11 protein-coding genes are annotated in these 13,725 nt (G+C 33.9%); 7 read left to right on the top strand and 4 right to left on the bottom strand.

Going from position 1 to position 13,725, the window contains the following annotated elements:
* Window positions 1-306: 306 nt before the first annotated feature.
* From HMPREF9018_RS11395 to spt, 3 genes are all read right to left on the bottom strand, one after another.
* Window positions 307-408, bottom strand: a complete 102-nt coding sequence (locus HMPREF9018_RS11395; RefSeq protein ID WP_262498017.1) for a HincII family type II restriction endonuclease — start codon at window positions 406-408, stop codon at window positions 307-309.
* Window positions 409-422: 14 nt separating this feature from the next.
* Complete coding sequence (locus HMPREF9018_RS08355; protein WP_008450436.1) at window positions 423-1,970, bottom strand: Eco57I restriction-modification methylase domain-containing protein; 1,548 nt, start codon at window positions 1,968-1,970, stop codon at window positions 423-425.
* Between the two features lie 376 nt (window positions 1,971-2,346).
* Complete coding sequence (gene spt, locus HMPREF9018_RS08350) at window positions 2,347-3,537, bottom strand: serine palmitoyltransferase (RefSeq protein ID WP_008450250.1); 1,191 nt, start codon at window positions 3,535-3,537, stop codon at window positions 2,347-2,349.
* A gap of 207 nt (window positions 3,538-3,744) precedes the next feature.
* On the opposite strand from spt, the gene HMPREF9018_RS08345 reads away from it, so the two are divergent.
* The 6 genes from HMPREF9018_RS08345 to HMPREF9018_RS08320 all read left to right on the top strand — a co-directional run bounded on the left by HMPREF9018_RS08345 (window position 3,745) and on the right by HMPREF9018_RS08320 (window position 12,135).
* Complete coding sequence (locus HMPREF9018_RS08345; RefSeq protein ID WP_008450260.1) at window positions 3,745-4,740, top strand: diacylglycerol/lipid kinase family protein; 996 nt, start codon at window positions 3,745-3,747, stop codon at window positions 4,738-4,740.
* Window positions 4,741-4,742: 2 nt separating this feature from the next.
* Complete coding sequence (locus tag HMPREF9018_RS08340) at window positions 4,743-5,447, top strand: tRNA1(Val) (adenine(37)-N6)-methyltransferase (protein ID WP_008450447.1); 705 nt, start codon at window positions 4,743-4,745, stop codon at window positions 5,445-5,447.
* 83 nt (window positions 5,448-5,530) lie between these two features.
* On the top strand, window positions 5,531-7,990 hold the full coding sequence (gene lon, locus HMPREF9018_RS08335) for an endopeptidase La (protein WP_039864709.1): 2,460 nt from the start codon (window positions 5,531-5,533) through the stop codon (window positions 7,988-7,990).
* On the top strand, window positions 7,987-9,114 hold the full coding sequence (tgt, locus tag HMPREF9018_RS08330; protein WP_008450233.1) for a tRNA guanosine(34) transglycosylase Tgt: 1,128 nt from the start codon (window positions 7,987-7,989) through the stop codon (window positions 9,112-9,114). The genes lon and tgt overlap by 4 nt, the downstream gene beginning before the upstream one ends.
* 23 nt (window positions 9,115-9,137) lie before the next feature.
* Complete coding sequence (locus HMPREF9018_RS08325) at window positions 9,138-10,355, top strand: LptF/LptG family permease (RefSeq protein WP_039864707.1); 1,218 nt, start codon at window positions 9,138-9,140, stop codon at window positions 10,353-10,355.
* A gap of 76 nt (window positions 10,356-10,431) precedes the next feature.
* Window positions 10,432-12,135: a DEAD/DEAH box helicase gene (locus HMPREF9018_RS08320; protein ID WP_008450295.1), complete on the top strand. Its 1,704-nt coding sequence runs from the start codon at window positions 10,432-10,434 to the stop codon at window positions 12,133-12,135.
* A 75-nt stretch (window positions 12,136-12,210) separates the two neighbouring features.
* On the opposite strand, the gene coaW is transcribed toward HMPREF9018_RS08320, so the two are convergent.
* Complete coding sequence (gene coaW, locus HMPREF9018_RS08315) at window positions 12,211-13,059, bottom strand: type II pantothenate kinase (RefSeq protein WP_008450374.1); 849 nt, start codon at window positions 13,057-13,059, stop codon at window positions 12,211-12,213.
* Window positions 13,060-13,238: 179 nt separating this feature from the next.
* On the opposite strand from coaW, the gene HMPREF9018_RS08310 reads away from it, so the two are divergent.
* Window positions 13,239-13,517 (top strand): HU family DNA-binding protein, encoded by a 279-nt coding sequence (locus HMPREF9018_RS08310; protein WP_008450471.1) that lies wholly within the window; start codon window positions 13,239-13,241, stop codon window positions 13,515-13,517.
* The last annotated feature ends 208 nt before the right edge of the window (window positions 13,518-13,725 follow it).

Raw genomic sequence — 13,725 nt, 5'->3', positions numbered from 1 at the left:
TATAAAAAATAAATACTTTTTCAAGGTGAGTGTTAAAAAACGTTACTAAGCATGAGTCTTAAAAAGAAAAAACATCTATTCGTATAAAGAAATATAGCATATATACACCACTGAAAGACATACTATAAAAAACATTTTTAATCTATTTTTTGAGCAAAAATAGATTAAAAATGCTACAAAAATAATCTATTTTTCATTTTGGCTAATGTTTCTTCTCAAGAAAACGCATTTGCTTTTTCATAACAAGACATAAGTTTCGGTAAATAGATAGACAAGTCCTAAATTAGTCTAATGACCGATTTGGGTTTATGTCTCTTTTTCAAAAGGTTCCCCTGCTGCATGCCCAGACAACGTGCCGTTCTCTATCCGATTAGGACGAGGAACTCTTTTCCCTTTAAGCTGCCTTATGAGTGCTGAATAATTTATAATCGCAATAATAGTTTGTTTATATTAAATCTAACATTCTTTAAATGATTAGAATCTAAATCCTGAAGATATGCTTTCACCTCTTCTGTAATTTTATGATGCAAATCCACTTCCTCCTTATTCTCCCACCTAATAGGTCTATATGGAATACTGGCAATAGGTGCTTCTGAAAATTCAATAATGGCACCTTTTACAATACCATTTAGGTTAAGCCAATCAAAAATAATATTGGAATTTAAATACGCAAGAAGATAATACAAAGACTCTTTGCAACATTCTTTAGGAACAAGAGCCGTAACATCTTGCAGCGGATATACACCTTCAGGGGCAAAACAGAAACGGAAATGCTTTTTTTTCGATATTCTTTCTTTACATGGAACAAATATCTTATCTTGTTGCCTTTCAAACAACTTTTGATTTCGCAAAAAAACAAATTCCCAAAAAGGAATATCCCGATGATAATTATATCTTGAATATAATTTATCAATATGCCTTTCTAACTGTGTATAAAAATGTGGATATTCAATCCTAAACAATTCCTTATTTATTTTTTTATCTTGCATAAACAAGTAATAAGATTCCTTTTTTGCGCTATAAGGCTCTATATCCTTAGCTTTATATACTCGTATAAGATGCCTTCTTTCTTTCTCATTAAGATCATCAATATTTGAAACAAGAAATGCTTTATCTGCGCCTGAAACCATACCATTACCTATATCGCAAATATCACCTATCCGATAAAGTTCTTTATCAAAAAAAGACTTTGAAGGCCTTGTACAAACCTCCTCAAACGATTTAAGCCTACTCTGTACTTCTTCTGTTGCCAGCAACCATCTTTCATATTGACGGAATTGAGGAATAATCTGCTTGTTAAAACACTTTTTTGATAAGAGTTCATCCTCTTTAGGTTTCCCTATTTTGTTATATGTGTAAAAGTCTATTGTTTTTTTCAGACTATTGGATTTTATATATTTAAAAATAACAAATGAAGCTGTTACCTTATCAAAAAGAGGAGCTTCCTTGAAATGATAAATTTCACAAATGTAACCATGCTGACACATATAGTTCCGCAAAGTATCTGAATGAGTAGTACTCATCCAATATTCAGTACAAATAAAAATTAATTCACCATTATCGTTTAGTTGCTCTATGCTTTTAAGAATAAACAGAAACAAATAATCACAAAGATTATTAAAGTATTTATTCCATAAAGGATTAGCTGTCAATTCATTCTTTAACTCTTGCTCCAGATTTTTCCATCTAATATACGGAGGATTTCCTATCACCACATCGAACTTTTCATCTAATGGAGAAGATACGAAACTTTCATATTTAATAAAATCATATTCACTTATAAGACTTTTATCGATTTCATAAGCAGATAAACTGCAAAATCCATATCTTTGAAGATATTTCAAAAACACGCCTTCCCCACAAGACGGTTCTAACACCTTAGCACCTTTGTCCTTACCTATCAAATTTACCATAAAAGAAGCTATCTCATCTATAGTAAAATATTGACCATACTTATTCTTTTCTGACATACCTAAGCGTTTATTGGGTATATATTTTTTTAACCCTTATATACCTTCAACAATTGTTAATTATTTCTCTATAAATGCCATGTTTTGTTCACAAAGATACAGAAATTACATTAACATTGCAACACATCCATATTAAAAAGATATTTCATAGTTGGCTAAATCGTTCGCGTAGAGTCAACCAGCAAGTGCAAAATATGCTTAACTTTTTCACATGATTTTTTCAAAACTAAGCAAAGCCTCTCCTTTTTTATTCTATTATGAGCATTATATAAAAACATAGCTACATTGCTCTTTTCAAGAGCAATATAGCTACGGGAAAGCAAAGTTTTTTTTATTTTCTTACACAACAGCTAATAAAAAGCTATAGCTATTGTCTTTATTTTATAATATTTTCTTCTTTAAAAATATCTCTAAGAGCAATTACACCACGTTCCACTTGCTCTTTTGTATGTGTAGCCATAAGGGCAAAACGTACGAGAGTATCTTGCGGAGCGCATGCCGGTGGTATAACAGGATTAATAAACACACCAGCTTCGTATGCTTTTTTAGTTACAACGAAAGTTTTATGAATATCCCGAACATAAAGAGGGATAATAGGACTTTCCGTATCGCCTATCTCGAAACCTTCTTCACGGAAACGCTTTAGCGCATAATTAGTAACTTCCCAAAGATGTTCTAAGCGTTCTGGCTCATTTTGCAATATATGCAAAGCTTCTAAAGCAGCAGCTGTGGCAGCGGGGGTATTACTTGCAGAGAAAATGTAAGTGCGACAATTATGGCGCAAGAAGTTAATAGTATCCTTATCAGCAGCTATAAAACCACCTATAGAGGCAAGACTTTTAGAGAATGTACCCATGATAAGATCTACCTCATCAGTTAATCCGAAATGATCGCAAACACCACGCCCTTGCTTACCAAAAACACCTAAACCATGAGCCTCATCAACCATCACCGAGCAGTTATACTTCTTTTTCAGCTCTATGATTTTAGGAAGATTAGCTACATCTCCTTCCATTGAAAACACTCCATCGACAACAATAAGCTTAACAGAGTCTTTAGGGAGCTTCTGAAGAATACGCTCCAAGTCCTCCATGTCGTTATGTTTATAACGTAACTGGGTAGCAAAGCTCAAGCGTCTTCCATCAACAATGCTTGCATGATCACGGTCGTCTGATATTATATAATCGCCACGCCCTACTACTACTGCTAACACGCCAGCATTTACAGAGAAACCAGTTGAAAAAACTAAAGTTTCATCTTTATGCACAAAAGAGGCTAATTCTTTTTCTAAGCGAACATGTAAATCTAATGTACCATTCAAGAAACGGCTACCAGCACATCCTGAACCATATTTTAGCATTGCATCACACCCAGCCTTAATTACTCGAGGATCGTTTGGTAAGCCCGTATAAGCATTTGACCCAAACATTAATATATTTTTCCCGTCAATATCTGTTACTTCAGTGCCTTGCTTGCTTGTTATCTCACGAAAGTAAGGATAAAGACCTGCTTTCATGTATTCTTGTGGCTGCGTGTAGCTTTTAAATCTTTCTTGTAATTGTCTCATTATATCTTTATAATATGTGTTATTTCATCTTACAACAACACTTCAATTTTTATTTTAGAGTACAAAGATAATAAATTAAGAATGAATATATGGATTAATTTTTAAGAAAAATTTATAATGACGTTTTTTTTATTATATAAACGAGTATCTTAAAAAACTTTTTTTTATATTTGTATGAAAAAATGATATCTATCTTTTTAAAAGCAAATGAAGAAAAAAATTATTTTTATAATTAATCCTATTTCAGGAACAGTAAGTAAAGCGAAGATCCCATATTATGTAGAAAAATATATTGACAAAGAGAAGTTTGATTATCAATTTATAAAAACAGAATATGCCGGGCACGCTTCTATTATAGCTAAACAAGCTGCTCAAGAAAAAGTAGATATTGTAGTGGCTGTAGGAGGTGATGGGACTATCAACGAGGTAGGCAGATCTGTTATTAATACAAGCACAGCAATGGCTATTATTCCTTGTGGGTCGGGTAACGGATTAGCTCGCCACCTTTGCATACCTGCTAAAGTAAAAAAATGTATTGACATTATTAACCAATGCAATATAAAAGATTTAGATTATGGACTGATAAACGGGCATCCTTTTTTCTGCACTTGTGGCATGGGGTTCGATGCCTTTATTTCCATGCAATTTGCCAAAGCAGGGAAACGAGGAGCGCTTACTTATGTACAAAAAGTGCTTGAGATAGGTTTATCTTATAAACCTGAAGTTTACGACATAGAAATAGATAATAAAGCTCTACATTACAAAGCTTTTTTAATATCTGCTGCTAATGCCTCTCAATATGGTAATAATGCTTATATTGCTCCACAAGCTACAATGAGTGATGGGCTGTTAGACATTACTTTAATAGAGCCCTTTGGAATTATAGACGCGGCTAAGGTGGCTATAGAGATGTTTAATAAGACTTTAGACAAGAATATCAAAGTCAAGACATTTAAATGTAGAAAGGTACATATTCACAGGCAGCAGCCTGGGGTTATTCATTTTGATGGCGACCCTATAGAGACGGAACAAGATGTAGATATAAGTATAGTAGAAAAAGGAATTAGGGTAATAATGAATCCCGATTTTAATATAGAAAAGATGAAACCTAATATTGCTCAAACGGCTTTATCTGAAATATTTGCAAGTTTTGGAAAGGTACAAAACATGTATCACAATTTATTAAACAAGATGAAAATATAGAAATGGGGTTTTCTTTTAAGTCTTTTCACATTGAGCAGGACTTCTGTGCCATGAAGGTAGGTACAGATGGTGTGCTTATAGGAGCATGGGGAAAGGGTGGAGAAAACATCTTAGACGTAGGGACAGGTACCGGGCTTATCGCTTTAATGATGGCGCAAAGGTTTCCACATAGCAAAGTAACAGGTATTGATATTGATGAAAACGCTTTAAAAGATGCTGTTCAAAACATCAAAAGCTCTAAGTTTAATGATAGAATACGCATAGAACCTATCTCTTTACAAGATCTTTGCAAAACACAAAACAACACGTTCGATGCCATTGTATGTAATCCTCCTTTTTTTATTAATTCGCTTAAATCTGTTTCAGAAAGTAGAACAAAAGCTCGCCATACGGTATCTTTATCGTATACAGAATTAATGCATTGCACAAAAAAACTTTTAAAAGAAGATGGAACATTATCTGTTATTATTCCTATGGATAATGTGCCTATCTTAAAAACAGAAGCCATCTTCACTGGCTTTCAGTTAGAAGAACTTGTTAAAATCTTCACTACCCCCAAAGCTACACGCGCTAAAAGATGCTTGCTATGCTTTAGGAAAAGTAATAATAATATAGATTGCCAAAACCAAACTGTTATTCTGAATGAAACAGACGGAGAACGTTCCCAATGGTATAAAGAACTTACAACAAATTTCTATATAAAATAGGTTTTACATAAAGGTATATAAAAAATAGCCTTAATCGGTTTTTATTTTGTATCTTTGCACACTAAAATTCGGATAAAAACTTTATGAAACAAAATAGTTCTATTCAAATGTTCACTGACTACGAAGGTGATTTACCAGAATTAGATATAAAAGTAGATGGCGAAGTGCCTGTTTTTATTACTCGTAATTTGGTTATTTTCCCCGGCATACTTTCTCCTGTCCTTGTAGGAAGAAAGCCAACATTAAAGTTAGTAAAATATCTGGAACAACATCCTGATACTATCTTTGCTGTGGTTTGCCAAAAAGATCCAAGTGTAAACGAGCCAAAGCTAAAAGATCTATACCAGACGGGTGTCTATGCTCGTTTTGTACGTGCTTTTGATATGCCTGCTAACTTTGAGAAAGGCACACGTACTGCTATTATTCAGGGATTAGGGCGGTGTAAGCTTAATGACATAAGCACCGAAAAGCCATTTATAAAAGGTTTTACAGAGGCTTTACCTGAAAACACTTCTATAAGCAAGGAAGAAGAAGTGATGTTTAAAGCAGCTGTAAAGGATCTGAAAAATGTTACAAAAGAATATATTCATGGAAATGAAGAGCTTCCCGACGATTCTGCCTTTGCTCTTGAGGGCATTTCTAATCCTATAGCCACGATTAATTATATTGCAACCAATCTGCCTCTTTCTACGAAAGAAAAGATAGAGCTTTTAGAAGAACAAATGATGCATAAACGTATGTTTCATTTGATGAAAATATTAAATCGTGAAATTCAATATCAACATCTACAACAAGATATTCGCTCAAAGACAAGAGAGGATCTTGACGAGCAACAACGAGAATATTTCCTTCATCAGCAAATAAAAAATATCAAAGAAGAATTAGGTAATGGTGAAGGTTCGCCAGAGAAAAAGGAATTAGTAAAAAAAGCTAATGGTAAAAAATGGTCAGAACAAATATCTAAATTTTTCACTAAAGAGCTTGATAAGTTAGATACACTTAACCCTCAAAGCCCTGATTATAGTGTCCAGATAAACTATCTACAAACAATAGTTTCTCTCCCTTGGGGCGAATTTACTGAAGATGACCTTGACCTTAAGCGTGCAAAACGCATATTAGATAAAGATCACTACGGTATGGAGAAGGTGAAGGAACGCATTTTAGAATATATTGCAGTATTACGTTTGCGAGGTAACTTAAAGTCGCCTATCTTGTGCTTATATGGTCCTCCCGGAGTAGGTAAAACAAGTCTGGGAAAGAGCGTAGCAAATGCTTTAAAACGTAAATATGTACGTATCTCTTTAGGTGGTGTACATGATGAGTCTGAGATTCGTGGGCATCGTAAGACCTATATAGGTGCAATGCCGGGACGTATTATAAAAAGTCTGCAAAAATCGGGCTCTTCAAATCCTGTATTTATTTTAGATGAGATAGATAAAGTAACTCAAAACACCTTAAATGGTGATCCTTCTTCAGCCTTATTAGAAGTACTTGATCCTGAACAGAATAATGCTTTCCACGACAATTATCTTGATTTAGATTACGATTTGTCGAAAGTATTATTTATAGCTACTGCTAATGACCTGAATACTATTCCAAGGCCATTGCTTGACAGAATGGAGATTATAAACGTATCAGGGTATATTACAGAGGAGAAAGTAGAAATAGCTAAACGCCATTTAATCCCCAAAGAGCTTAATAACACTGGGCTTGACAAGCTAAGTGTTCAGCCTAAATTCTCTAAAGCTATACTTGAAAAGATAATAGAAGATTATACCCGTGAAAGCGGTGTTCGCCAATTAGAAAAGCAGATAAATAAGATTTTACGTAAAATAGCATATAAGCAAGCAATAGACGATAATGCTCAGTATGATAAGATCACTTTACCAAAGATAGAAGAGCTTATAGGTAAAGCCCCTTTCTCTCGCGACATTTATCAGGGTAACGAATATGCTGGTGTAGTAACAGGGTTAGCATGGACAAGTGTTGGGGGTGAGATATTATTTGTAGAGACTTCATTATCTAAAGGAAAGGCAGGGAAACTGACCATTACAGGTAATCTCGGAGATGTAATGAAAGAATCTGCCATCATAGCATTAGAATATGTAAAAGCCCATATAGACAAATTAGGTGTAGACTATAAAATATTAGAACAATGGAACATACATATACATGTCCCTGAAGGTGCTACCCCTAAAGATGGTCCTTCGGCTGGTATTACTATTGCAACAAGTATTGCTTCTGCTCTTACTCAACGTAAGGTGCGTAAAAACACGGCTATGACGGGAGAGATTACCCTTCGTGGAAAAGTTCTCCCAGTGGGTGGTATTAAGGAAAAGATATTAGCTGCAAAGCGAGCAGGGATAACAGATATTGTAATGTGTTCCCTAAATAAAAAAGATATAGATGAAATAAATGAGATTTACAGGAAAGGAGTAACTTTTCATTATGTAGAGACTGTTCAACAAGTATGGGACTTTGCCCTTAGCACAGAATTGGTTAGCGATCCTGTTAATTTCACAATAGAAGAAGAAAAGAAATGAAATTCGAGCTTCAACATACCGATCCTGCAAGTGATGCAAGGACAGGAATTATAACAACTGATCATGGTGAGATAAAGACTCCTATATTTATGCCTGTTGGTACTGTAGGGTCAGTGAAAGGTGTTCACTTTGAAGAATTAAGAAAGCAAGTAAAGGCACAAATTATCTTAGGTAATACTTATCATCTATATCTTCGACCTGGTCTTGAAATATTAAAAGCTGCGGGAGGATTACATAAGTTTAACGGCTGGGAACGCCCTATACTCACCGACTCTGGTGGCTTTCAGGTGTTTTCTTTAACAGGTATTAGAAAATTATCAGAAGAGGGGTGCGAGTTTAGAAGTCATATAGATGGCTCTAAACATATATTCACCCCTGAAAGTGTTATGAACACAGAGCGCGTAATAGGTGCAGACATAATAATGGCTTTTGACGAATGTCCTCCAGGGAAAAGCTCATACGAATATGCAAAGAAGAGTTTAGGGCTTACGCAACGCTGGTTAGATCGCTGCATTAAGCAATTAGAAAAAACATCTCCTCTTTATGGATATAACCAAAGTCTGTTCCCTATTGTTCAAGGCTGTACGTATAAGGACTTACGTAGTGAAGCGGCAAAGTTTGTAGCTGATAAGGGTGCCGACGGAAATGCTATAGGCGGCTTGGCTGTAGGAGAGCCAACGGAAGTGATGTATGAAATGATAGAAGTAGTAAACAATATTCTCCCTAAAGACAAACCTCGTTATTTAATGGGTGTAGGTACGCCCCAAAACATATTAGAAGCTATTGAGCGTGGTGTTGATATGTTCGATTGTGTAATGCCTACACGCAATGGACGTAATTCTATGCTTTTTACTTATAACGGCACAATGAATATGAGGAATAAGAAATGGGAGGCAGATTTCTCTCCCATAGACATAGACGGTTGTGATATTGATATAATTACGACAAAAGCTTACCTTCATCATTTATTTAAGGCTGGCGAATTATTAGCTATGCAAATAGCAAGTATTCATAATCTTGCTTTTTACCTTCGCCTTGTTAGTGATGCTCGCAAACATATAGAAAAAGGCGATTTCACAATGTGGAAATCATCTGTTATAGAACAGTTAGGCAGAAGAATATAGAAAGATTTTGTATCTTGATAATCATGCAAAAGATAAAGAATCTAATAAAAGCAATAAAGAATTTCTTACAAGTCCTTAGGAAGGGACTTTTACATGGGCTTCCATTTCTAAATAAGATTTGGTCTTACCTTAGACATTGCCTACCTTCCCATTGGATAGGAAGGCTTGATTGGTATATCATTAAAAAGTTTATCGGTACCTATCTTTTTGCCATTCTCTTGATTATATCTATATCTATTGTGTTCGACTTTAATGAAAATCTTTCAAAGTTTACACAATATCATGCCCCATGGAGAGCTATAATCTTCGATTACTATGCCAATTTCATTCCTTATTATTCCAATTTATTCTCACCTTTATTTGTTTTTATAGCTGTAATTTTTTTCACGTCCAAACTTGCGAGCAACTCTGAAATAATAGCTATGTTGGCAGCAGGTGTATCATTTAAGCGTTTAATGCGTCCTTATATGATCTCGTGTATAGTCATTTCTGCACTTACGTTTTATTTAAATAGTTTTGTTATTCCACATGGAACAGTGATTAGACAAAACTTTGAGTCGCTCTATCGTAACAACAAGAAGAACACTTCTGCCGAAAATGTCCAATTAAAGGTTGCTAAAAACACTGTAGCATATATTCAATATTTTGACGACCACTATAAGCGTGGCTATGGCTTTTCTTTAGCTAAATTTGAAAATAAAAAGCTTGTTAGCCACATGACAGCCATGGAAATACAATATGATACAGTTGCAGACACAAAATATCATTGGAAAGTAAGCAATTACAAAATCAGGCAGCTTAAAGGATTAAAAGAACATATTACAACAGGAGATGAAAAAGACACCATTCTTTTAATGGAACCTACCGATTTAGTCTATTCTAAAGGACAACAAGAAACTTTTACTTCTCCAGAGTTACTTAACTATATATCAAAGCAAAATAGTAGAGGATTAAGTAATGTGGTGCAATATGAAGTAGAGTTTCATAAACGCATAGCAATGTCTTTTTCTGCTTTTATACTTACTATAATAGGTTTGTCGTTATCTGCACGTAAGCGTAAAGGTGGTATGGGATTATATCTTGGCATAGGGTTAGGATTGAGTTTTAGTTATATTTTATTGCAAACTGTTTCTGCTACATTTGCTATTAAAGCCAATACTCCTCCTATATTAGCAGCATGGATACCTAATTTTATATTTGTTTTTATAGCATATTTTTGCTATAAACATGCACCAAACTAAGGTCTTAAGACTTATAAAAATTATTAAGAAAATACTTATTACCAAAAGAAATGGTAGTAAACAACAAAAAGAAAATATGTATTTTGATGAATTAGATTTAAATGACGATGTACTTGATGCATTATATGATATGCACTTTGACAAGTGTACCCCTGTTCAAGAAAAATGTATCCCTCTAATATTAAAAGGTAAGGACATTCTTGCTGTAGCTCAAACAGGTACGGGCAAAACAGCAGCTTACCTCCTTCCTATACTTTCTAAGCTGGCAAAAGGCAACTATGCTGATGATGCTATAAATTGTGTCATAATGTCGCCAACACGCGAATTAGCACAACAGATAGACCAAGCCATACAAGGCTTTTCTTATTACCTCAATGGCATTTCTTGTGTAGCTGTATATGGTGGTAATGATGGCAATAGATATGATCAAGAGATTAAAAGCCTTAGCATGGGAGCTAATATCGTTATTGCAACACCAGGCCGACTGATTTCGCATATCTCTTTAGGCAATGTCGACTTATCTAAAGTTAGCTTTTTCGTCTTAGATGAAGCTGACCGTATGCTTGACATGGGCTTTTCAGAAGATATTAAGATGATAGCTAATAATTTGCCTAAAAGCTGTCAGACTATTATGTTTTCTGCAACAATGCCTAATAAGATAGAAAGTCTTGCAAAGAGCTTATTAAAAAATGCTGAAATTATTAAGCTTGCAGTGAGTAAGCCTGCCGAAAAGATACAGCAGTCTGCTTACATTTGCTATGAAACTCAGAAGATTGGAATAATAAAAGAAATTTTTAAATCTGGCAATTTAAAACGTGTAATTATCTTTTCTGGTTCCAAACAAAAGGTTAAGAAAATAACAGCTTCACTAAATAAACAAAATATCAAATGTGGGGAAATGCATTCAGACTTAGATCAAGCACAACGCGATGATGTGATGTTCAAATTTAAGAGCAGCCAAATAGATGTTTTGGTTGCAACAGATATTGTTGCAAGAGGCATTGACATAGATGATATTGCAATGGTTATAAATTATGACGTGCCACATGATGTAGAAGATTATGTTCATCGTATAGGTCGTACAGCAAGAGCTGACCGTGAGGGCAACGCTATTACTTTTGTTAGTGAAGAAGATATATATTATTTCCGGCATATAGAGTCTTTCTTAAAAAAGACAATAGATAAAAAGCCCCTACCAAAATCTTTAGGTGAGGGTCCAAAATATAATTTTAACAGTAAAGCTGTTAGAAGCAAAAAAGCTAAGAATCATAAGAACAATAATAAAATAAAGAACAATAATAAAGAAAAGAAAAACAATAATTGCCACACAAAACAACAGAAAGACAATCAGTTGTTAGATGTTAAAAAAAATGACAGAAGCAACACACCAACAATTAATTCTAAGATAAACAAAAAGCAAGAAGAAAACAAAGGCGAGGTTGTTAATATCGATAAAGGTCAAAACAGTAAGCATACTTATAATAACAACAATAAAACTAAGCAAAAAAAATATTCAAAAGATAATAAAAAAGAGCATAACATTACAGGCAACGATAACCCATCAAGCAATAAAGGAAAAACAAAAGTTGCAAGTAATAATACGAAGCCTAAGAAAAAACGCTCACAAAAGCTCTTTAATCAAGAAAAACAAAATATCAAAAGAAGTACTAAGTATGATATTCGCGAAGATATTTCAAGAAAATATACATCAAAAGAAAAAGGGATAAAAGCTTTACTAAAAAAACCTTTGAAGTGGTTAAAAGGGTTAGGTAAAAAATAATTTTTTATGCAATGTAGCAGACTATAATAAAAAAAAAGCTCTACATTGCATAAAATATAATAGTATTTATAAGTATTAAATAACTCTACTCTTATCATTTTCATCTATCATAGTAGCCTGCAAAGCAACTCCTATGGTAGTACAAAATTCTGAATATTTCGGTATTATAAAATGCACATTATAAATTTGCTCCATTAAAGAAAAAATATGTTCACACTGTGGGAGCAGAGTAAGATTGCCTATTAAAACAAAGTCTTGAATATCGGTATTAAGCGCACTAAGGATTGACGCTGAGCCTATAGATTGCAATACCATACAAATAAGCCCTAAAGCAATATCTTCTCTGCTTGCTGTACCTTGAGCATTTGCAAACAAAGAAGCAGTGGCGTCCATAGGCAAACCCGGCAGAGGCTTTGATGAAATATCTTTTATTTGAAGATTAATATGAGAGATATCGCCTTTTCGTGCCAAAGAAACTATTTCATGAAAATCATCAGTTTTTAATAATAAACGTGATAATCCGCTTAAAGTTCCACCACCTATGCCAATACCACCAATATGATTAATATTATTATTATCACATTTTACAAGAGATGTACCTGTACCCATCGATACCACTATCATCTTTTGCAATTTCGATTCATATTGTGCGCCTAACCCATCTGCAAGAAATTCGTCTGCCTTAAAGGTAGGTAACCCATATACTGGCTTATTAATATAAGCAGCACCTACTCCTGTTAGTAAAACTTTGTCTATATCTGACAGACCTATTTTGTTGTCATATAGATACTTCCCAAATGCTCCATACAATGATGTTACAGGGTCGGTAGCCTTAATACGCATAGGCTTTACTACCTTACCTTCTCGTAGCCCTACAATCTTTGTGGTAGAAATACCCACATCTATACCTATTGATATTTTCATAAAACTTAATGTAATATAAGGAAACAAAGTTACAAAAATCAGAAGAATAACTAAGTAAAGTAGACTTAAAAACTAAAAAACAACTAAAAACATTTCCTTATTTCTCTGAAAATGAATACCTTTGCAGTCCGTAATATATTAAGATAAATAAGGAACAAATTATAAAAAATAAAATTAAAATGACTAAAGCAGATATTATTAATGAGATAGCTACAGGAACAGGTATCTCAAAAAAAGATGTTTCAGCCGTTGTAGAGTCTTTCATGGAGGCTATTAAAGATAGCCTTTTAGAGAAGAAAGAAAATGTATATCTACGTGGTTTTGGTAGCTTCATAGTAAAGCATCGTGCAGAAAAGACTGCCCGTAATATTTCAAAAAACACTACGCTTACTATTCCTGCACATGATTTTCCCAGCTTTAAGCCTGCTAAGACTTTTATAGAGGATATGAAGAAATAATATAATAAATAACAATTTAAAAATTTAAAATTATGCCAAACGGAAAAAAGAAAAAAGGACATAAGATGGCTACGCATAAGCGTAAAAAAAGATTAAGAAAGAATAGACATAAGAGCAAGTAATCCCCTAATAAGGCTGAAAGCACTTAAGTATTTAAAGACTTTCAAAATGGAAATGGGGCATGTCTTCGCGTATAACCTTTTTTTAA

It is taken from the genome of Prevotella amnii CRIS 21A-A, assembly GCF_000177355.1.
In the GTDB taxonomy this organism is placed as follows: domain Bacteria; phylum Bacteroidota; class Bacteroidia; order Bacteroidales; family Bacteroidaceae; genus Prevotella; species Prevotella amnii.
This window is presented reverse-complemented; position numbering and strand designations above follow the sequence as displayed.

What these genes read in the sequence shown, in the direction of transcription:
- HMPREF9018_RS08355 (WP_008450436.1), bottom strand. Translation starts at nt 1,970, where the DNA reads ATGTCAGAAAAGAATAAGTATGGTCAATATTTTACTATAGATGAGATA.
- spt (WP_008450250.1), bottom strand. Translation starts at nt 3,537, where the DNA reads ATGAGACAATTACAAGAAAGATTTAAAAGCTACACGCAGCCACAAGAA.
- HMPREF9018_RS08345 (WP_008450260.1), top strand. Translation starts at nt 3,745, where the DNA reads ATGAAGAAAAAAATTATTTTTATAATTAATCCTATTTCAGGAACAGTA.
- HMPREF9018_RS08340 (WP_008450447.1), top strand. Translation starts at nt 4,743, where the DNA reads ATGGGGTTTTCTTTTAAGTCTTTTCACATTGAGCAGGACTTCTGTGCC.
- lon (WP_039864709.1), top strand. Translation starts at nt 5,531, where the DNA reads ATGAAACAAAATAGTTCTATTCAAATGTTCACTGACTACGAAGGTGAT.
- tgt (WP_008450233.1), top strand. Translation starts at nt 7,987, where the DNA reads ATGAAATTCGAGCTTCAACATACCGATCCTGCAAGTGATGCAAGGACA.
- HMPREF9018_RS08325 (WP_039864707.1), top strand. Translation starts at nt 9,138, where the DNA reads ATGCAAAAGATAAAGAATCTAATAAAAGCAATAAAGAATTTCTTACAA.
- HMPREF9018_RS08320 (WP_008450295.1), top strand. Translation starts at nt 10,432, where the DNA reads ATGTATTTTGATGAATTAGATTTAAATGACGATGTACTTGATGCATTA.
- coaW (WP_008450374.1), bottom strand. Translation starts at nt 13,059, where the DNA reads ATGAAAATATCAATAGGTATAGATGTGGGTATTTCTACCACAAAGATT.
- HMPREF9018_RS08310 (WP_008450471.1), top strand. Translation starts at nt 13,239, where the DNA reads ATGACTAAAGCAGATATTATTAATGAGATAGCTACAGGAACAGGTATC.